General features: G+C 36.6%; 18 protein-coding genes. 10 read left to right on the plus strand and 8 right to left on the minus strand.

The annotated features are described in order from the left end of the window. Positions 1-187: 187 nt before the first annotated feature. The 4 genes from A6E06_RS01120 to A6E06_RS01135 are packed head-to-tail and all read left to right on the plus strand — an operon-like array spanning position 188 to position 5,040. Positions 188-1,324, plus strand: coding sequence for an O-antigen ligase family protein (locus A6E06_RS01120; protein ID WP_176713267.1), 1,137 nt, complete (start codon positions 188-190; stop codon positions 1,322-1,324). A 1-nt stretch (position 1,325) separates the two neighbouring features. Beyond that, a complete protein-coding gene (locus tag A6E06_RS01125; RefSeq protein WP_065594430.1) occupies positions 1,326-2,495 on the plus strand; it encodes a glycosyltransferase in 1,170 nt (389 codons plus the stop codon). Further along, the gene (waaA, locus tag A6E06_RS01130; RefSeq protein ID WP_065594431.1) at positions 2,492-3,760 is read left to right on the plus strand and encodes a lipid IV(A) 3-deoxy-D-manno-octulosonic acid transferase; all 1,269 of its coding nucleotides are present in this window, start codon (positions 2,492-2,494) and stop codon (positions 3,758-3,760) included. The genes A6E06_RS01125 and waaA overlap by 4 nt, the downstream gene beginning before the upstream one ends. A gap of 8 nt (positions 3,761-3,768) precedes the next feature. Beyond that, the gene (locus A6E06_RS01135) at positions 3,769-5,040 is read left to right on the plus strand and encodes a PIG-L family deacetylase (RefSeq protein WP_065594432.1); all 1,272 of its coding nucleotides are present in this window, start codon (positions 3,769-3,771) and stop codon (positions 5,038-5,040) included. 28 nt (positions 5,041-5,068) lie between these two features. Here the strand turns inward: A6E06_RS01135 and A6E06_RS01140 are convergent, their stop codons facing one another. Beyond that, positions 5,069-6,919, minus strand: a complete 1,851-nt coding sequence (locus A6E06_RS01140) for a DUF3413 domain-containing protein (RefSeq protein WP_065594433.1) — start codon at positions 6,917-6,919, stop codon at positions 5,069-5,071. A 96-nt stretch (positions 6,920-7,015) separates the two neighbouring features. Between A6E06_RS01140 and A6E06_RS01145 the strand changes: the two genes are divergently transcribed. After that, complete coding sequence (locus A6E06_RS01145) at positions 7,016-7,975, plus strand: glycosyltransferase family 9 protein (protein ID WP_065594434.1); 960 nt, start codon at positions 7,016-7,018, stop codon at positions 7,973-7,975. 20 nt (positions 7,976-7,995) lie between these two features. On the opposite strand, the gene A6E06_RS01150 is transcribed toward A6E06_RS01145, so the two are convergent. Then, positions 7,996-8,682, minus strand: a complete 687-nt coding sequence (locus tag A6E06_RS01150; protein WP_065594435.1) for a 3-deoxy-D-manno-octulosonic acid kinase — start codon at positions 8,680-8,682, stop codon at positions 7,996-7,998. A gap of 246 nt (positions 8,683-8,928) precedes the next feature. On the opposite strand from A6E06_RS01150, the gene A6E06_RS01155 reads away from it, so the two are divergent. The 4 genes from A6E06_RS01155 to coaD are packed head-to-tail and all read left to right on the plus strand — an operon-like array spanning position 8,929 to position 12,330. Next, positions 8,929-9,975: a glycosyltransferase family 9 protein gene (locus A6E06_RS01155; protein WP_065594436.1), complete on the plus strand. Its 1,047-nt coding sequence runs from the start codon at positions 8,929-8,931 to the stop codon at positions 9,973-9,975. Between the two features lie 32 nt (positions 9,976-10,007). Beyond that, the gene (locus tag A6E06_RS01160; RefSeq protein ID WP_065594437.1) at positions 10,008-10,790 is read left to right on the plus strand and encodes a glycosyltransferase family 2 protein; all 783 of its coding nucleotides are present in this window, start codon (positions 10,008-10,010) and stop codon (positions 10,788-10,790) included. A 5-nt stretch (positions 10,791-10,795) separates the two neighbouring features. Next, the gene (locus tag A6E06_RS01165; RefSeq protein WP_065594438.1) at positions 10,796-11,848 is read left to right on the plus strand and encodes a glycosyltransferase family 4 protein; all 1,053 of its coding nucleotides are present in this window, start codon (positions 10,796-10,798) and stop codon (positions 11,846-11,848) included. After that, positions 11,845-12,330 carry a pantetheine-phosphate adenylyltransferase gene (gene coaD / locus A6E06_RS01170; protein ID WP_065594439.1) on the plus strand — a complete coding sequence of 162 codons (486 nt, stop codon included), beginning with the start codon at positions 11,845-11,847 and terminating at the stop codon, positions 12,328-12,330. Before A6E06_RS01165 ends, coaD begins: the two co-directional genes overlap by 4 nt. Positions 12,331-12,414: 84 nt before the next feature. Here coaD and A6E06_RS01175 read toward each other — a convergent pair whose 3' ends face one another. The 6 genes from A6E06_RS01175 to radC form a co-directional block, all read right to left on the minus strand. Then, the gene (locus A6E06_RS01175; protein ID WP_065594440.1) at positions 12,415-14,394 is read right to left on the minus strand and encodes an LTA synthase family protein; all 1,980 of its coding nucleotides are present in this window, start codon (positions 14,392-14,394) and stop codon (positions 12,415-12,417) included. A 49-nt stretch (positions 14,395-14,443) separates the two neighbouring features. Then, complete coding sequence (mutM, locus tag A6E06_RS01180; protein ID WP_065594441.1) at positions 14,444-15,262, minus strand: bifunctional DNA-formamidopyrimidine glycosylase/DNA-(apurinic or apyrimidinic site) lyase; 819 nt, start codon at positions 15,260-15,262, stop codon at positions 14,444-14,446. A 159-nt stretch (positions 15,263-15,421) separates the two neighbouring features. Beyond that, the gene (locus A6E06_RS01185; protein WP_065594442.1) at positions 15,422-15,880 is read right to left on the minus strand and encodes a hypothetical protein; all 459 of its coding nucleotides are present in this window, start codon (positions 15,878-15,880) and stop codon (positions 15,422-15,424) included. Between the two features lie 320 nt (positions 15,881-16,200). Then, positions 16,201-16,368, minus strand: coding sequence for a 50S ribosomal protein L33 (rpmG, locus tag A6E06_RS01190; protein WP_012549068.1), 168 nt, complete (start codon positions 16,366-16,368; stop codon positions 16,201-16,203). Positions 16,369-16,381: 13 nt separating this feature from the next. Next, positions 16,382-16,618, minus strand: coding sequence for a 50S ribosomal protein L28 (gene rpmB / locus A6E06_RS01195; protein ID WP_012549069.1), 237 nt, complete (start codon positions 16,616-16,618; stop codon positions 16,382-16,384). A 195-nt stretch (positions 16,619-16,813) separates the two neighbouring features. Further along, the gene (gene radC / locus A6E06_RS01200) at positions 16,814-17,488 is read right to left on the minus strand and encodes a DNA repair protein RadC (RefSeq protein WP_065594443.1); all 675 of its coding nucleotides are present in this window, start codon (positions 17,486-17,488) and stop codon (positions 16,814-16,816) included. Between the two features lie 225 nt (positions 17,489-17,713). On the opposite strand from radC, the gene coaBC reads away from it, so the two are divergent. After that, entirely contained in the window at positions 17,714-18,931 is a 1,218-nt protein-coding gene (gene coaBC, locus A6E06_RS01205) for a bifunctional phosphopantothenoylcysteine decarboxylase/phosphopantothenate--cysteine ligase CoaBC (protein ID WP_065594444.1), read from the plus strand. Positions 18,932-19,115 lie beyond the last annotated feature (184 nt).

Consider the following 19,115-nt stretch of genomic DNA (forward strand, 5'->3'; position numbering starts at 1 on the left):
TTATATGAATGCATTAGAAACTCTTTTTCAAAGCTCAAAATATCGTTATTTTGTTTTGACATCTATTTATTTATTTTCCTTAACATCAATCCCATTTGATAATGTTAGCAATCTATTCAGATCAATCTTTATTCTTTGCTCACTACCAATACTTATAATCGAAAGAAAAAAAATATTCAAAGACCCAATGTTAAAGCTATTAGGTCTCGCTTTGCTCATTCAAGTTGCTAGTTGGTTAAACTCCCTTGTTTATTTACCGGATATCGCAAATAGTGGACCTAAAATAGATCGCCTTGCCAAATTATTCAGTTTTGTATTTATTGCTTATTGGTTAAAAGGCAGTCTTCGCAATGTTTATCTATTATGGGGGACCTTAGCGGCTGGCTTTATCCTTGGTTGCTTTGTTCATGTTGATTTCTTTACTGAAGTCGCTCGCGCTATGAGTGGAGAACGTGTTGATTTTGCAATTAAAAATGCTCAATTCACTTCAATGTTTTCAGGTATTTCACTGTTAATTAGTGTTTTCATTTTGTCGCAATTACTATTGAAGAAAAAACCATTTGAAGGGACCTCAACTCAAATAAGAATATTGATGTCTGCTACTCTTATTTTGGCCCTTATCTTCTTTGCATTTATTACCATTGTTACTCAGTCACGACAAGTCTGGCTTGCTCTTGCTTTTACTATTTCAATTACACCTATTTTTTACACTTTAATATTTCCAAACTCCAGCCGTAAACGTATAGCAATGAGCTACCTACTTCTTACTATTACTTTTATTGCCCTTAGTCAGTCTGAAAGACTACAACAACGTGTATTAGTTGAAACGAGTACATTACAACACATTGCTTCTGGTAACTTAGATAATATTCCAATGACCAGTATTGGCATTCGAGTAAATTCTTGGATTGCGGCAACTGACTGGATAAAACGTCACCCTTTAATTGGCAGTGATTCTGAAGCCATCGCTCAAGTTATTCAACAATCTGATAAATTCACTGGTGATCTAAAAGATTATGGACATTTACATAACTATCATATTGAAACTCTCGTCGCTTATGGCCTCCTAGGGCTTCTTCTTATTTATACTTTATATTATTGGTTAGTTCGCTCTTTATTTATCACAAAAAAACAGCAACCAGAATTAAATAACATCACTTTATTTTCACTGATGTTTGTTACTTTTTGGGCTTGTATCAATTTCTTCGAGACGTTTAATGGTCGAAGTTTTGGTGTCTATACCCACAATATTATGTTCGCTGGGTTTTATACTTTTTACTTAACCTCATCATTAAAAAAACCTATAAAAAAAGAGGATAATTAACATGAAGATTGCTGTTGTTGTTAACTGCTTAAAAATTGGTGGTATGGAACGTGTTGCTGTCAATTTAGCAGATTCTTTTTATAATGACGGCCATTCTACTGATTTAATTTATTTGAAAAACCGAAAAAAAGAAGTTAATCCAAGAAATAAAGAACTACCCGTCCATCTGTTTAATTTAAAAAAAGCTGTGTTATCGACGGGAATTGGGGTTCTATGGTTCTTTATTTGCAAAATTTTAAATATAGTTTTTAAAAAAACATTCCCTCTTTGGTTTTCCTTTGCTGAGTCTTATTTTTTTAAAAAGAAACTTAATCAGTTAGAGAAAAAAAATGGTCACCCATTTGATTTAATTATCTTTAGGGGGCAAGGTACGTTCGAGCATTTATGGAACTTGCATGACCCTCGGTATGTTTATGTTTGTGAAAGTGTACAAACCAAGTATAAATATGGAAAGTTCTCTAAATATATTTTTTCCAAGTTATTTGATAATAGAAAAGTAGTTTGCGTTTCTGATGGCGCCTACGATAGCTTCTCTGATTTGATCAAAACGTATTCAATCACACCTGAAAAGCACCTAATTATCTCAAATCCTAATGATTTTCAGCAAATTGAGCTAGAGTCGCATACCGATAAGCAACTCCACCATAACTCATACATTTTAGGTTTAGGTCGATTAGTTCCGAATAAAAACTTTTCATTGCTTATTGATGCCTATAACCATGCGATTAAAAATCATGATATTAAACAAGATCTCTTAATCGTAGGGGCAGGCAAAGATTTACATACGATAAAGAAAAAAATCATAGCTCTTAACCTTACTGAACGCATTTATTTAAAGGGACAACAATCCAATCCTTTCCCTTGGTATAAACAGGCAGATCTATTTATTCTAAGCTCAAAATCGGAAGGGTTAGGAATGGTATTAATTGAAGCGTTGGCTTGTCAAACAAAAGTCGTCTCTACAGATTGTAAGGGAGGAGTTAGACAAATTATGAATGGTGATTTAGCGCTTTTTTTAGCACAAGAAACCCCTACATCTCTTAGCGAAAAAATACACTTGGCTTTAAATACTGAGTGGGATGAATCATTTGATATTTCTGTCCAAAAAACACTGCATAATTTTGATGCTAAAACGATTATTAATAAGTATATAAACGAGTTTACGGGATGATACTTCGCTATTGCTATACCATTTTGCTTTTTTTATTGTCTCCTTTTTTACTCTATTCTCTGTATAAACAGAAAGATGGAAAACCTTCGTTTGGCCTGCGTTGGAAAGAACATTTTGGTTTTACCCTTGCCTTAAAATCCAATATTAATCCTATTTGGATTCATGCTGTTTCTGTTGGTGAAGCTATTGCCGCTATACCAATAATTAACGCCTTAAAGAAACAAAACCCCGAACAGCCAATTCTTGTTACAACAACAACCAGCACAGGTGCAGAACAAATAGAAAAGCTAGGTGATTTGGTTGAACACAGATATATGCCGATTGACTTTTGCTTTGCGGTTCGTGGTTTTTTAAAAGCAACAAAGCCTGAAAAAATGCTGATCATGGAAACGGAGTTATGGCCAAATACTCTCTATACAGTGTCAAAATTTGGTATTCCTATTTCAGTATTAAATGCGCGTCTCTCTGAAAAATCGTTTTTAGGCTATAAAAAAATACAACCGATATTTAATCTACTTGGTAAACACTTAACTCATGTTTGTTGCCAATATCAAGATGATGCAGATCGATTCGTTGCACTTGGTATCAACCGTGAAAAAGTACATGTTACTGGATCTGTAAAATTTGATATCTTGATTACCCAGCAAATACAAAAATTGGGAGTAGAACTGCGCAAGAAACTTGGAGCCTCTCGTCCCACTTGGATTGCAGCGAGTACACATAAAGGAGAAGATGAACAAATATTAGCTGCTCATAAATCCTTGCTATCAACAATTCCCAATGCGCTGTTAATTTTAGTTCCTCGTCACCCAGAGCGATTTAATTCCGTATTTGAACTTTGCCTTCAATCCAATGTTAACTGTATCAAACGTACCTTAAATCAAACGATAACAGCAGATACTCAAGTGTATCTAGCGGATACGATGGGAGAAATGTTGACACTCATTGGTGCCTCTGACATCTGTTTTATGGGAGGAAGCTTACTTGGTGATAAGGTCGGTGGGCACAATATATTAGAACCTGCTGCATTAGGTAAACCGTCTTTAATTGGTCCAAGTTATTTTAATTTTCAAGAAATAACACAACAACTTATAAACAATAACGCGGCTATAGTTGCTCATAATACAACGGAACTAACAGATAATCTTATTGTGATTTTTAGAGATGAGCAATACAGAGAACAACTACAAAAAAATACTTTACGTTTTATGGAAAAAAATAAAGGAGCTGTAGAAAAAACACTGCAGCAGATAAATAAAATATAGGCCACGGTATGAAAAAAGTTGATTACAAATATCCATTAAAAGCAACTTGGGAATGTATTGCTAACATTTCAGAGAACGGTTTTTTAACGTGTGATGATCAACACTCACTTATAACCGAAAATCACTCTATTTTACTACGTTGCAACTACACATCTTTAAGTAAAAAGAAACCAGGGATCATATCCGTAAATGGTTGTGAAATATCTAATAAACAATATTTTGAAGCTAATCAGAAAGGCATTAGATATTTAAATATTACTGGGATTAAAAATGTAAACGATATCTCAATTACATGTGAGAACTGTAAAATATCTTCTAACAATCAATTATTTGGTTTCAAAAAACCTGATTTAGCGTCAGGACCAATATTAATTATTGCTCCTCATGCCGATGATGCTGAACTTTCAGCATATGGTTTATATAGTGACTATGCACCTAATACTTGGATCGCGACAGTTAATATTGGCTCGAACTTACAAGGTTTAGAACGCCAATATGTCCAAAATTTAGATACTGAAATTTCAAGAGCAGAAAAGCGAAAGGGTTATATTCGTAGTTGGAATAGTATGACTACTCCTTTACTAGCTAAAGTACCTATGCAGCAATTGTTGTCTTTAGGTTACTTTAATATTTCAAGTTCATCTGTATTGAATACTCCAAAAGACATTGTCTCACATCCTTCTATTTCTGATATATCTCCAAATAATTTTCGTCAATGGAACCATGTTAAACTATCTAATGATACTAATAATATAAATAGTGGTGCCGCTTTAATTCAAGATTTCATTGAATTAATTGAACATATTAAACCAACAACAATTTTAGTCACACACCCAGAAATTGACCCACATGATGAACATATTGCCTCAGCTATTGCATTACATTTAGCTCTACAAAAAAGTACGTTTATCCCTGAGAATATTCTATTTTATGTTAATCATTTGCGAGGAATTAAACTATTCCCTTATGGTCCAGAGCATTCTAGAACAGCACTCCCACCCTGGTTTAAAAACAGCTCATTGTTAGAGAACAGCTCTTGTTATAGCCATTCATTATCTTACGCCAAACAACAAGAAAAAGTCCTCGCTTTTGATACGATGCATGATTTACGAGCTAAAGATAGGCTTGAGAAAAAACTTAAACGTTGGATTAATCAAAAAATTAAAAAAAATGGCTACCAATATTATGGTAACCATAGTTATTTTCAAACACACATCAAAGCTGATGAGGTTTTTTTATCATTAAATGGAGATGCGTTTAAAAATAGTAAGTTTTATTAAGCCTAATCCTTATAAACAACAAAGCTTTCTATTTATTAAATCGACTAATCTGCTCTAACGCTTCTTGAAGATGCTGATAATTCAATTCAGCATCTTTAATTGGTCGATTCATCTTATTTAATAATTGGTATTGTCCCGTTGACCCCACTTCTAAAATGGACTCTTTTTCTATAATTGCATAGCCACTGTAGTTAGACGACATGATCCAATTTCGGTCTACATGCTTACCTAGTAGATCCTCGCCAACAGAATAATCTTTAATATCATTGGTTACGCCTAAGTAGTTTTTCATCAAGGTTGGAACGACATCTTGATGGCTGGTTAGCTCATCAGATTTCCAATCTATTGTTTTATTGTTTACTTTAGGAGCAATAATAATGAAAGGCACATTCACTTGAGCGTCGGTAAAGTTACTATTATGCCCCCAAAAGTTCATGCGATTATCATTCATTTCTTGCCCGTGATCCCCTGTAATAATCACAACTGTATTATCTAAATCACCCGTTTCTTTTAATTTATCAAGAACTTGTTTTGCTACGCTATCAACAAAATGAACACTGGTTTTATAGCGATTAAAGAATAACGTTGGGTCACTATCATTGTTCAATTCTAAATAGTTAATATTATCTAGCATTGGTTCATAACGGTGTGGGTAGTCTTTCGGAAAATCATAACCATGTGGTGCGTCATAAAATAAGAATGAAAACGCAGGTTTTGAGGTATCACGTTTGCTATACCACGCTAACCAATCTTTAGTTAAGTCTTTATCTAATTCCGATGGTGAATTACCTTCAGATTTAATACGTAAATTTGGGATATTTTTAAATACGGTTTGATTAAATTCAGGTTTTTCTAATTGAGCGGCAGTAAATATCCCCATTTCATAATTAAGTTCTTGTAGACGATCAATCAGTACTGGTGATTTTTGATTCGCTAGAAATCCATGCCAATACGTACCTGGAATGCCATAAAACAAGCCAAAAATACCTGTCCGTGTCGCGTTACCCGTGGCTATGTGATTATTAAAAACCATTCCATCTTGTGCGTATTCCCACATATTTGGCGTATTTTCAGCATTAAAGGTATCTGCTCGCCATGAGTCAATTGCCAAGATCATAATATTAAGTGGCTTCTCAACCACTTCTTTTTGTAATGGGGCTAGTGGGTAATTTAAATCACTCTTACGGTTCATTTTCATCGCATCTTGACGAGCAATCGCCTCTTCATCTACCCAACCGTATTTCTTCATCATACTTGTTGATGTTGCTGGATAAAATACCGGCAAGTAGCGCTTTACGGTTGTCACAGGTTGGTAGGCATTCGCCGCTGCCCAAATATGAATACCATGGGTTGCTAATAACGCAAAAAAGGTAATGATGGCAAATTTACGACCCAATTTATGTTGTGTTACTGCTGCTGGTTTTTCTAACCATGAGATCAATAGGTATTGACCAACAATCAATGCAATAACACCACCAATAACCGTTATCCAAGTGATTAATGGGAAACTGACGACTTGTCCAGATAGAACTAACTCAAGCACAACCGCATTAATGTGGAATCGATATTGAGCAAACACTAATGTATCAATAAACAGTACTGCAATACCTAACGACGCTACAAACGCTTGAGTGCCATTACGTACTTTTGCATTCTTAATAAAAATAGCTGGTAATGTTACCAAACCAATAATACTAGCGAGTAAAACCATCTGACTAAATGTGCCAGACAGAAGAAAACTCAATCCTAAAATATCGGTTGGGATTTCTGGCAAGAAAGCAAAATAACGAGTGGCAATAGCCATAGCAATAAGGCTATTAATTAAAATAAACCAACCATGGCTATGAATTTTTTGTTTGAAATTAGAAGTGTTCAGCATAATTAACCAGTATAACCCTAGTGCCTGTACTGTAAATATTGGAAACGTTATATAATATCGAGTTGATTTATATGTGTAAATAAAAGGAAAAGCATAATGAAAATAGCGGTCTTTGTTCCAAGTAGACCACACTTTGGTAACATTCTAACTCAATTACCTTTTTTCTGCGCATTAAAAGCTGAATACCCTGAAGCAAACATTGAAGTATGGTCAAAGTTCGAACAAAGCAAAGTGTTACATGCTGTTGATGCTGTTTCTTCAATTATAAACTATAAAAAATTCAGTTTTTTTCGTTTAGTTAATGAACTTAAAGCCCATAAATATGATGCTGTATATAATTTATATTCAGGCTCAGATAAAGTACATGCAGCTATAAAGTTAAGTAATATTAAGCAATCATTTGGTCATAGTAGTAACAAGTTACATAAGTACTGCTACCTACACTATCTTCATATAAACAAAGGTTTTCAATATATAGCAAATAGTCACCTAACTTTACTGAATACCGTTAGAGGTCAGAATTACGCACCTAACATTATTAAGTCTTTAGTTGATGCTAACACTCGAAAAGAAGGCGAGGGATTAACCTTGCTTCCTGGTGGTGGGGCTGGTGACTATAAACGATGGGATCTAACTCATTATCTGGCTACTGCTGAACAAATTGCTACGCACTATCCTAAACTATCCGTAATAAATTGGGTTCTTGGGCCTGATGAGAAACATTATGAAGAAAGTATTCCAAGTAAAATTGCGAATGTTCCAACAAAAATTCATCATTGCCCTACGGTATCAGAATTGATTGAACTGGCTCTATCCTCAAAATTATCTATCGCGAATGATTGTGGTCCTACCCATATTTTCCAGATGCTAACCGTTCCATTAATTACATTATGGGGATGGAAAAACAAAGAGGCATCACCATACAATACAATGAGTGAATGGTTTTATTCACATGAAAATTCTTGGGCTGTTGCACCAAATGAAGAAGATAAATGTATTAATTCGATCACTGTCGATAAGGTTAGCGCATTAGCTTTAGCTCAATTGAAACGATAGCCATACGATAATGGGCCTATTTAATTTAAATAGTCCCATTCATCTCCGCTCCAATGAATATTTCTTTTATTCACTTCTTTTAAAAATGAACGTTTCAACCTATCCCAGTTGCCTTGCTTCCAATCATCGCCTTTTTGCTGATGACATTTATCAAAATCAATAATCCAGACATTCTCTTTATCATCAATCAAAATATTATGGATATTTAAATCGGTATGATTTACTTGAGCTGCATGCATTTTTCTAATCTCACGACCGATCTTTTGATACATATCTTGTGATAATGGTCTTTCTTGCAAAATAGCAACAAGATCACGCGCATTAGGTATTTTTTCGCTTAATAAATCAGCTTGATAGCAAAACGTTCGCTTTACTGCTTTCGCTGCAATTGGCTTTGGTACATTAACGCCAGCCTCAATTAATGTATTCAATAATTGAAACTCTTGATAACTGCGTGTTTTTTCCCAGCCTGTGAATATGTAATGATCTTCTACTAGTTTCCCAAATAAACCCCCACGGCGATAATGACGCAATGCCGCTTCTATTTTATCAAGAGCAACAAACCATGTAGTGCCTCGCCCTTGTGCTGAACCTATGATTTTATTTTGTTGTTGCCAATATTCAGGATCACAACATTGTTCTGGTGAGTCGCTTAGGATTGAGTCGTCATACCAAATGGTTTGTTTTTTTGTTTGGATTTTTTTCACACAAAGACTCCAATATCAAATAATTAGAGATTATACGCTGCACTAACTAGACCGCTTCGCTTCTAGAAACTATAAGAGCTAAAAGCAAGCTCCTCTGAACTCGGCAAGCGCAGCGATCTGAATCCTGCTCTTATAGTCTCTAGTTAGTACCGCGTATAGTTTCTAGTCTCTTTCTCACTCAGTCATTTTACATTTATGACTGTTAATAGCATAATTCTAACTCATTCTTCTTGGGTTAACATCTCTATGCCTTTATTCACTTCTGCCCCTAATTCTCTGTGTATTCTGCGTTTATCTGCAATTGGTGATGTTTGCCATGCGATAGCCGCCGTTCAGGCAATTCAAAAAGAGTGGCCAAGTACCAAAATCACTTGGATTGTCGGAAAAGTGGAAGCGCAGTTAATCCATGATTTACCCAATATTACAGTCATCCCTTTTGATAAAAAATTGGGATTTAAAGGAATGAAAGCGATTTGGACTCAATTAAAGGATCAACATTTTGATGCTTTAGTCCATATGCAATTAGCGCTACGAGCGAGCGTATTAACCGCTGGAATTAAAGCTAAATACAAAGTGGGATTTAATCGTAAGCGTGCTAAAGAAGGCCAATGGCTTTTCACTAATCGAAAAATTGAAGATACCGCTTCAGCACATGTGTTAGATAGTTTCTATTCTTTTGTTGAGTATCTGGGTGTACCTAAAAGCAAACCAATATGGAACATTCCCTTATCGGATGATGATTTTTCGTTTGTGATCTCAAATATTCCTACAGAAAAGCCGTATGTAGTGATTTCTCCTGCCGCAAGTAAAGATGAGCGTAATTGGATAACCGAGCGCTATGCTCAGCTGGCAGATTGGTTAACTGAACATGGCTACCAAGTGGTATTATGTGGGTCACCAAGTGAGCGTGAAAAACAACTTGGTAAAAATATTGAATCTTTAACACTGCTACCTATTATTAATTTAATCGGTAAAACCTCGTTAAAAAAATTAACTGCGGTATTAAATAAAGCACAGGTTGTAATTGCTCCTGATTCAGGACCCGCTCATATTGCTACCACACAAGGCACTCCTGTTGTTGGACTGTATGGGCACAGCAATCCCAAACGAACAGGTCCTTATAACAGCTTACCTTATGTCGTTAGTGTGTATGAACAACACGTAACGACACAACACAGTAAATCGATTGATGAGTTAAAATGGAGTACTCGCGTTAAAGGCGACCATATCATGCAAGATATTAATCTCGATATGGTAAAAACTCCCTTAAAAACCTTACTTAACTTATCATAATTACATCACATTAAAATAAACAAGGCGCACTTATGATCACCGGCATTGTTATTACTCTAAACGAATCAAAAAATATTGTTGAATGCATTAAATCGCTACAGAAAGTGTGTTCTGAAGTGATTATTGTGGATTCCAACAGCACGGATAATACCGTTCAACTTGCAGAGCAACTTGGTGCGAAAGTAGTCACTCAGAGTTATCTTGGTGATGGTATTCAAAAAAATGTCGGACTCGATTACGCCACTAATAACTGGGTGTTAAGCCTAGATGCTGATGAGCGCTTAACCGACGAAATGGTGAAGGAAATTAAAGCGTTAGATTTAACGTCTACCCCTCATGATGCATTCGCTTTCCGTCGTCGTAATTACATTGGTAGCCGATGGATTAAACAATGTGGTTGGTATCCTGATTTCTGTATTCGCCTTTATGATCGAACTAAAACACGTTTTGCTGATGTGAAACAACACGCGTCAGTGCAAGCTAAAAATCCAGACCGTATAAATGCTGATATTATTCATTATTCTTTTGAGAACTTAGGTCAACTATTTGCAAAACCAGGTCGTAACTTCAGTGGTAGAGCAGCTAAGATCATGTATAAGAAAGGTAAACGCGCAAATAGCTTTTCTCCTTTCACTCATGGCTTAAATGCATTTATTCGTAAGTACATTTTTCAACGGGGGTTTTTAGGTGGTGTTGATGGCATGACGGTAGCATTAAGTTCTGCAATTAATAGCTACTTAAAATATGCTAAATTACTTGAATATCAACGCGATCCTAAAGTTCTTGAAAACGAAGACTTTAATAAGGTTTGGTAAATACTATGCATATTTGTCATGTGAATTTAGCTTCTGGTTTCAGTGGCGGTGAACGCCAAACCTTACAATTAATCACTCGTCAATTAAAAGAAGGTTATCAGCTAACCGTCGTAGCTAATCCTAAAAGTCCTTTTGTTGACGAAATCAAAAAGCTTAACTGTAAGTTAATACTTGCTAGCCACTTTTCAAAACAACATAAGAAATCGGTTACTGCAGATTGTGATGTTATTCATGTACATGAAGGCCGTGCGATTTACTGGGCTCTCATTCAGTCTAAGCGCTTTGGTGTGCCTTACATTGTGACTCGCCGAATTGATAACCCATTAAAAAATAAATGGCTTTCAAACCTTGCTTACTCAAACGCAACAGCTTTAATTGGTTTAAGTAACGAAATCGTTGATAAAATTAAAGAGCGTCATCCAAATCAAGTTACTTACAAAATCCCAAGTTCTCCAGTCAGTTATTCTGTTGAACAAGATAATGTAGATACAATTTGGCGACGTTTTACTAATCAATTTTTAGTTATTCAAGCGGCTAATTTACTGCATCATAAAGGGCATGAAACGACGGTTGAAGCCGCTAAATTACTCCAAGAAATGGATTCTAATATTCATATCGCTCTACTTGGTGATGGTGCTGAACGTGAGAAACTAGAAAGCTTAGTAAAAGAATACGATTTACATAATGTAAGCTTTTTAGGTAAGCAAAATCGTATGGGAGATTGGTTTGCAGCTGCGGATCTATTAATCCACCCTTCTTATAGCGAGGGCTTAGGTTCTGTTATTTTAGAGGCTATGGGGGCAAAACTTCCTGTAATAGGCAGTAATGCTGGAGGGATTCCAGATATCATTGATGATCAAGAATCAGGCCTATTAGTTGAAGCAAAAAATCCACAAGCACTTGCTAACGCTATCTATGAAGTCGCGACTGACAAACCGTTACGTAATAAATTGATTAACGGTGGCCAAGAGAAATTAGCGTTATTTGATATCAAATACACAACGTCGCTTTATCGTGATGTTTATCAAACGATTATTGACGCAAGGAAAGCTTCATGACAACACGAGTAATCTATCCTGGTACTTTTGATCCCATAACTAATGGTCACCTAGACATCATTAAACGTTCAGCGATGATGTTTGATGAAATAATAGTTGCAGTAGCGGCTAGCCCAAGTAAAAAAACCTTATTTACTCTTGAAGAACGAGTGGAGTTAGTTCGCGATTCTATTCAATCTCTATCTAACGTTTCTGTTGAAGGGTTTTCTGGGTTAATGGTCGATTTCGCAAAAGCAAAACAGGCTAATTTATTAGTTCGTGGATTACGAACAACAATGGATTTTGAATATGAGTTCGGTTTAACTAATATGTACCGAAAACTCATGCCTGAATTAGAAAGTGTATTTTTAACGCCTTCTGAAGAGTATGCATTCTTATCATCGACGATAGTGAGAGAAGTGGCTCTACATGGAGGAAGTGTGGAAAGTTTTGTTCCAAAAACTGTCCATAATGCATTACAGAGTAAGATACTCCTTAAATAATATACTCTATCAAAAATCTATTTAAATATATTAAGACCACCTCTTTTTAACTGTATCAAAGAGTGTGGTCTTATTTTTATTGTTTTACTTTGTGCCTTTTACCTGCCCATTAATATACAACGTCTGTAATTGATGGTATTCAGGTCCAATATGTATTTTTTCATTCGATGTAAAAGCCTTATCCACTCCAAGGTCAGATACCCAAGAGTATAATTTTTCAGGGTATGCATTTAAATAAACACCTTTATCTGTATATGTCATTTCTGAGTGATAACCAAATCGTGGTGTTGAATCCATACCTAGTAAATTAGCACCGCCTAAACTGTAATAATTAGCATTAGATAAACTAAAAGCATATAACGTAGGAAAAATATCTTTATGAGAGCCAACACGGTCTTTATTGTATTGGTACCCTACTTTATCTTTAATTTTTTCAGGTATATAAAGATAGAACGGCACTGAATTAGTAACAGCAAGGTCCTCAGGATATTTCATCGTAAATCCTCGCAACTTATGATCCCCAGTAGCTGCTATCAATGTTGAGTTGCTTAATGGAGATGCTTTTATATCTGCCACAAACTGACCTAATGCATTATTTGCATATTGATAAGTTTCATACATTCTAGTGGCCTCTTTCTCGCCCTTTTTCATTCGATTAAGTAACTGACCGCTGACTTTTAAGGGCTTCACATCATAATTAGCCGGTACTTGATAAGGGGTATGATTCGTAATTGTGAGGATATAAATCATCAATGGTTGTTTTGCTTCTTTTAATACTTTCTCAGCTAACTTAAACGTATATTCATCAGATAATCCCCACTCTCCACGAAACTCTTCTGCTTCTGGATATGCTTTTAATATCGCATTTTCATCAAGAATTTCATCAAACCCTTGAGATGGTAAATAATTCGCCACATTCCGCCACATTCCATTAGTTGCCGTAATAAAAATGGTTTTATAACCCGCCTCTTTATAAGGTCGAGCTGCTGCTGCTGCAACTTGTACTTTTTGTGCAGAAGAGTGACTGATAGTCGGGACGTTACTTTGACCTAGCATATTGACTAACGAGTTAATGGTTGCGGTTGTTTCTGCTAAAAATCGAGTAAACACAAAATCAGATTCAAAAGCAGGTCGTAATGCACCTAAAAGATCATTTTCTGGATAATTATCTTCAACCAATACATTCATTCCCATGCCTTCCATTAGAACCATGACTACATGAGGTTTATTCTCTGTTAAATAGGCATTATAGGGTGTTCTAAATTGACCTGTAGTATTGCCTACAACTTTCTTGAATTGCTCTTCAAGCTGGGCTTTACTAACCGAATGAAATTTATTTTGCTTTTTATAATCACTTTTCGCCCATTCAAGTGCAACGAGTCCATTAGGAGTCATGCTATTTAGAACATTATAATCAGATACTTGAGCATGATAACGTTTTAATGGATGAGAGCCTAATGTGCCTCTAGCAAAAAAGAATACGGTTAAAATCATCGCAATTACAGATAAAGTCGTAAGCCCTTTGTGTTGTGGTTTCCATTCCCATTGCTGCATTTTATTTACTGCAATACGGACAATAATGGCAAAGAATAAAGCGACTATCACACTGCTAATAAACGACAAGAAAATAGGATAATCAGCCCATGCATTCGCTAATACCGCTTTGGTGTCATCATCAGCTAAACCAAAGATAAAGACATCAATATGATTACCATAAGTAAGATAATAGTAATAATTACCAATTGAAAAACCTGTGACTAAAAAGAAAATAAGCCCTGCATACCAATGGAAAAATTTTTCCAATACTCGATAGCATTTTGGAAAAGCGGCAAAAATTAAACCAATAAGTAATAACGGTGCAAAACCGATAACCACGACTTTCAAATCAAAACGAAAGCCTATAAACAAAGCACGCCAAAGATCTGTGCTTCGTTGAGCAAGTTGCACACTATCCGCAATATTAAATAAGAAGATCAACCGCCCAACAAAAAGTACAGTAACTGCGATAAAAACAGATAACCAAATAACTCTACTCAGTTGCTTATAATTTTCTTGAAAATTCATTTAACTCTCTATGTATTTTGTATTTTGTATTTTGTATTTTGATAATAATTTACAGGTCAAACGGTTGGCAGTTTTCACACCAAAATGTATTTCTCTGTCCTATTTTTTCTTCTTGAATGAGTGACTGACAAATTAAGCACTCTTTCCCAGCACGTCCGTATACATGCAATTCTTGTGCAAAATATCCTGGTTTCCCATCAACTTGATTAAAATCTTTTAGTGTTGTTCCACCTTTTTTGATCGCGGTTTCTAAAACCGTTTTAATTTCTATCACTAAACGAGTTATTTGTGATGAATCAAGTGCACCAACAGGTGTTTTAGGGTTTATACACGCCATAAATAAGGATTCACTAGCGTAAATATTCCCAACCCCAACAACAATCGCGTTATTCATAATAAATTGTTTTACAACGACTTTTTTGTTTTTTGCTTTTTCTTCTAGATATTCAGCATTAAATACATCAGTAAGTGGCTCGGGACCAAGCTTAGTTAAAACTGCATGTTGAAGTCCAACTTCCGAATACAACCAAGCACCAAATTTACGAGGATCGTTATAGCGAAGTAATTTTCCGTTGTCTAAAACAAGGTCGACATGATCGTGTTTGACTGGCGGGATCGTTTCATCAAGTATCCGTAAGCTACCCGACATGCCAAGATGTATGATCGCGGTACCATTTGGTGTATCAATAAGCAGGTACTTAGCACGACGGCGAATGGATTGAATTCGTTGCCCTACGAGTCGTTGCAATTCTTGAGGTATTGGCCAACGCAGTTTATCTGTTCTCACAGTAATCGCGTTGATGGTTTGCCCTTGAAGGTGTGGTGTTATCCCTAAGCGGCTGGTTTCTACTTCTGGTAGTTCTGGCATTTTTGATCCTTTGATAAATAAGTTCTAGAAACTATACGTTGCACTAACTAGACCGCTTCGCTCCTATAAAAGAAAAAAGTGAACACAACTGAAACCTAAAACATTGCCACGCCACTCACTCCTGCTCTTATCGTTTCTAGTTAGCGAAGCGTATAGTCTTTAGTTTCTAAACAGATACCCTTCTTCCGCGCTCACCGCTATCCATTCACCTTGCCAATTCTGCATCATCCAGAAATTCGGAGCTTGGTAAATCGTCACTCGCTGCGGCTCTTCTTGATTATCTAACCACACCTCTACCGTGCTTGGGGCTGGTAATTTGGTTTTCAATACTTTTACTGACTCTTCATTCAGTACTGTGCCCTCGAGAGTAAACCAACGTTCAATCAATTGGCTATCTACCTCTGACGTATCGGAAGTAAGATCATAATCTGAAAAATGCATTTTCTGAATGGTATTAATACCTTCAAATAACGGCTGTACGCCTGTTACTGTTTCTATTTGTCGTTCTGGTTCGAGTAGGTAGGTTTTAATTAGCTGTGGGGCTTGTAGGACGCCAATGAAGAGTAATACAAAGATGATCAGCATGTTGTTGTATTTGCGGCGTGATGATTTTTTCATTTGAAATCCTTTTTTAAAAGCAGAGTTCAGATCGGTCGCAAGCTCCCTTGCAGAGTTCAGAGGTGAACATTGTGATTTCAGCGTATAATATTTGAAACTAGAGACTATACGCTTCGCTAACTAGAAACTATAAAAGAAAAAGCAAGTGTCTCTGAATTCTGCAAGCGTAGCGATCTGAACTCTAGCTCTACCGCTTTTGATCTTATAGGAGCGAAGCGGTCTAGTCAGCGCAGCGTCCTGAATCCTGTTCTTTCGCGCAAAAAAAAACCCAGCAACAAGGCTGGGTTTTCAATATATCAAAGTTGCAATCAGTAATGGAATTACTTGATTTTAGCTTCTTTGTAAAGAACGTGCTGACGTACAACAGGATCAAATTTTTTGATCTCCATTTTGCCAGGCATGTTACGTTTGTTCTTATCAGTTGTGTAGAAGTGACCAGTGTTAGCAGTTGATACTAACTTGATTTTCTCACGTGCGCCTTTAGCCATTTTCTAGATCCTTTTAAACGTTCTCGCCACGAGCACGCATTTCAGAAAGAACGACATCGATGCCTTTCTTATCAATGATACGCATACCTTTAGCGGTAAGACGAAGTTTAACGAAGCGTTTTTCGCTTTCTACCCAGAAACGATGAGTTTGTAGGTTCGGCAGAAAACGACGCTTGGTGGCATTTTTTGCGTGTGAGCGGTTGTTACCAACTGCAGGACGCTTACCAGTTACTTGGCATACTCGGGACATTGCTGTCTTCTCCAAATCGTTTCAGCTCGATATCACCTTGGTGGCAAAAAACCACTAAAAATTTCAAATGAAATTAATAATTCAAGGCTATCAAAGGTCGCGCATTATACTAACTGAATGCGCATTGCTCAAGACCCAAAGGGGTCATTTTTACTGTTTTTTGTGTTTTTTTTACTCAATCGCTTAAAAAAACACTCAAATCCATCCTCTTTCGGCAAAAGAGACAATTTCTCCATCACCAATCACAAAATGATCGAGGACTCGGATATCCACCAATTCAACTGCATCTGAGATACGTTTTGTTATCCTTCTGTCAGCTTGACTTGGCTCTGCGACACCAGATGGGTGATTATGCGCTAAAATGATGGCGGCTGCATTATAATCTATCGATCTTTTTACAACTTCTCGCGGATAAACGGCTGCTGAGTCGATTGTCCCTTCAAATAAGACCTCACCTTTAAGCACTCGATGTTGATTATCAAGAAAAAGAACATAAAACGCTTCTCTGTGCCGATCTCTTAATATTCGTGTTAAATAACGCTTGGTATGCTCTGGACTCGTTAATGCATCTTCTTTTTCAATTTTTTCAAACAAATAGCGTTCCGTCATTTCGACTACCGCTTGTAACTGTGCAAATTTCGCTGTACCTAATCCTTTATGGCTGCAAAATTCATTTTCATTCGCTCCCAAGAGTTTTCTTAAAGAACCAAACTCTTTTAACAGTTTATCTGCGAGTTCAATGGCATTCATTCCTTTAATGCCTGTTCTAAGAAAGATAGCTAACAACTCTGCATCCGTTAATGATTTTGGTCCTAATGCGAGTAATTTTTCTCTAGGGCGAGATTCTTCTGGTAAATTCATTAAAGACATAATGACTCATATTGTGATTAATATTTATACAGACTATGATCAATAAAAAATACTCGCCCTCTTCTTTCATTTCTCTTCGGCTTAGTTCAAACCTTGATTGCAATTATGTTTTCCGTCATTTACTTACCTTGTCATGCGAATTCCCGATTGAAGTTCATCCCTAAAAAAAAGATTTATGATATGGTTAGCGCATTACGGTGAATCACTTATAAGGTTATTAGTGTCATGGCATCTCTCTCAGGAAAACGAATTCTTCTTGGTATTAGTGGTGGCATTGCAGCATATAAATGCGCAGAGCTTACTCGTCGACTTATTGAACGCGGAGCGGAAGTTCGAGTTGTAATGACAACTGCCGCAAAAGAGTTTATTACCCCGTTAACGATGCAAGCTGTTTCTGGTCACCCTGTTGCTTATAGTCTATTAGATCCGGCAGCAGAAGCCTCAATGGGTCACATTGAATTAGCTAAATGGGCTGATATTGTACTAATAGCGCCTGCTACTGCCGATTTAATTGCTCGTATGGCTGCGGGAATGGGAAACGATTTATTATCGACATTAGTGCTGGCAACTGATTCTCCCATTGCGGTTTCTCCTGCAATGAATCAACAAATGTATTCGAACATCGCCACGCAAGAGAACATTGCGACTCTTTCTCGTCGCGGTATGCATATTTGGGGTCCCGCGGCTGGCCAACAAGCATGTGGTGATGTTGGTATGGGTAGAATGCTTGAACCAATGGACTTAGTGCATTTGTGTGAAGACTTTTTTCAAACAAATGATGAGAAACCACTTCAAGGTCATTCTTTACTCATTACTGCTGGACCAACCCGAGAAGCCCTTGATCCCGTTCGTTATATCTCAAATCATAGTTCAGGAAAGATGGGCTTTGCGATTGCCGACGCCGCTGCAAAACTGGGCGCAAAGGTCACTCTAGTTAGTGGCCCGGTGAATTTAATTACTCCTGACAATGTCGAACGAATTGACATTGAAAGCGCTGAACAAATGCACAGTGCAGTGATGAATAATTCAGCTTCACATTCTATTTTTATTGCGTGTGCGGCCGTAGCTGATTTCAGACCAAGTTTAGTTTCAGAACAAAAACTAAAGAAAACGTCGAATGAAGACGGCATGACGATTCACATGGTTAAGAACCCAGATATTGTCGCTTCTGTTGCCTCAATGACAGAGCATCGTCCATTCACTGTCGGTTTTGCTGCTGAAACTCAAGAGGTTGAAAAGTATTCACGCGCTAAATTAGAGCGAAAAAATCTAGATATGATCTGTGCTAATGATGTCTCAATTAAGGGACAAGGTTTTAATAGCGACAATAATGCGCTTCACCTATATTGGAAAAGTGGAGATAAAGCATTACCGTTAACGGCAAAATCAGAATTAGGCAAAGCAATTATGTTAGAAATAGTTGAGAGACTAGTAAGAGCGTGAATGACTGATATAGTGAATTATTAGGTTTCAGGAAAAGAACTAGAGACTATACGCTGCGCTAACTAGAAACTATAGAAGCAAGAGCAAGTCCCCTGAATCCTGAAAACGGAAACCTGCTTTGCTCTTTAATAGGAGCAAAGCGGTCTAGTTTCTAGTTTCAGAACCATTAAAATAAAAAAGACAA

Source organism: Aliivibrio sp. 1S175 (assembly GCF_001690985.1).
Lineage (GTDB): Bacteria > Pseudomonadota > Gammaproteobacteria > Enterobacterales > Vibrionaceae > Aliivibrio.

Coding starts and splice junctions, on each gene's coding strand:
- A6E06_RS01120 (WP_176713267.1), top strand. CDS start 188: ATGTTAAAGCTATTAGGTCTCGCTTTGCTCATTCAAGTTGCTAGTTGG.
- A6E06_RS01155 (WP_065594436.1), top strand. CDS start 8,929: ATGCCTTTATTCACTTCTGCCCCTAATTCTCTGTGTATTCTGCGTTTA.
- rpmG (WP_012549068.1), bottom strand. CDS start 16,368: ATGGCTAAAGGCGCACGTGAGAAAATCAAGTTAGTATCAACTGCTAAC.
- A6E06_RS01175 (WP_065594440.1), bottom strand. CDS start 14,394: ATGAATTTTCAAGAAAATTATAAGCAACTGAGTAGAGTTATTTGGTTA.
- A6E06_RS01145 (WP_065594434.1), top strand. CDS start 7,016: ATGAAAATAGCGGTCTTTGTTCCAAGTAGACCACACTTTGGTAACATT.
- A6E06_RS01125 (WP_065594430.1), top strand. CDS start 1,326: ATGAAGATTGCTGTTGTTGTTAACTGCTTAAAAATTGGTGGTATGGAA.
- coaD (WP_065594439.1), top strand. CDS start 11,845: ATGACAACACGAGTAATCTATCCTGGTACTTTTGATCCCATAACTAAT.
- A6E06_RS01160 (WP_065594437.1), top strand. CDS start 10,008: ATGATCACCGGCATTGTTATTACTCTAAACGAATCAAAAAATATTGTT.
- A6E06_RS01185 (WP_065594442.1), bottom strand. CDS start 15,880: ATGAAAAAATCATCACGCCGCAAATACAACAACATGCTGATCATCTTT.
- coaBC (WP_065594444.1), top strand. CDS start 17,714: ATGGCATCTCTCTCAGGAAAACGAATTCTTCTTGGTATTAGTGGTGGC.
- mutM (WP_065594441.1), bottom strand. CDS start 15,262: ATGCCAGAACTACCAGAAGTAGAAACCAGCCGCTTAGGGATAACACCA.
- rpmB (WP_012549069.1), bottom strand. CDS start 16,618: ATGTCCCGAGTATGCCAAGTAACTGGTAAGCGTCCTGCAGTTGGTAAC.
- A6E06_RS01140 (WP_065594433.1), bottom strand. CDS start 6,919: ATGCTGAACACTTCTAATTTCAAACAAAAAATTCATAGCCATGGTTGG.
- A6E06_RS01165 (WP_065594438.1), top strand. CDS start 10,796: ATGCATATTTGTCATGTGAATTTAGCTTCTGGTTTCAGTGGCGGTGAA.
- radC (WP_065594443.1), bottom strand. CDS start 17,488: ATGTCTTTAATGAATTTACCAGAAGAATCTCGCCCTAGAGAAAAATTA.
- waaA (WP_065594431.1), top strand. CDS start 2,492: ATGATACTTCGCTATTGCTATACCATTTTGCTTTTTTTATTGTCTCCT.
- A6E06_RS01135 (WP_065594432.1), top strand. CDS start 3,769: ATGAAAAAAGTTGATTACAAATATCCATTAAAAGCAACTTGGGAATGT.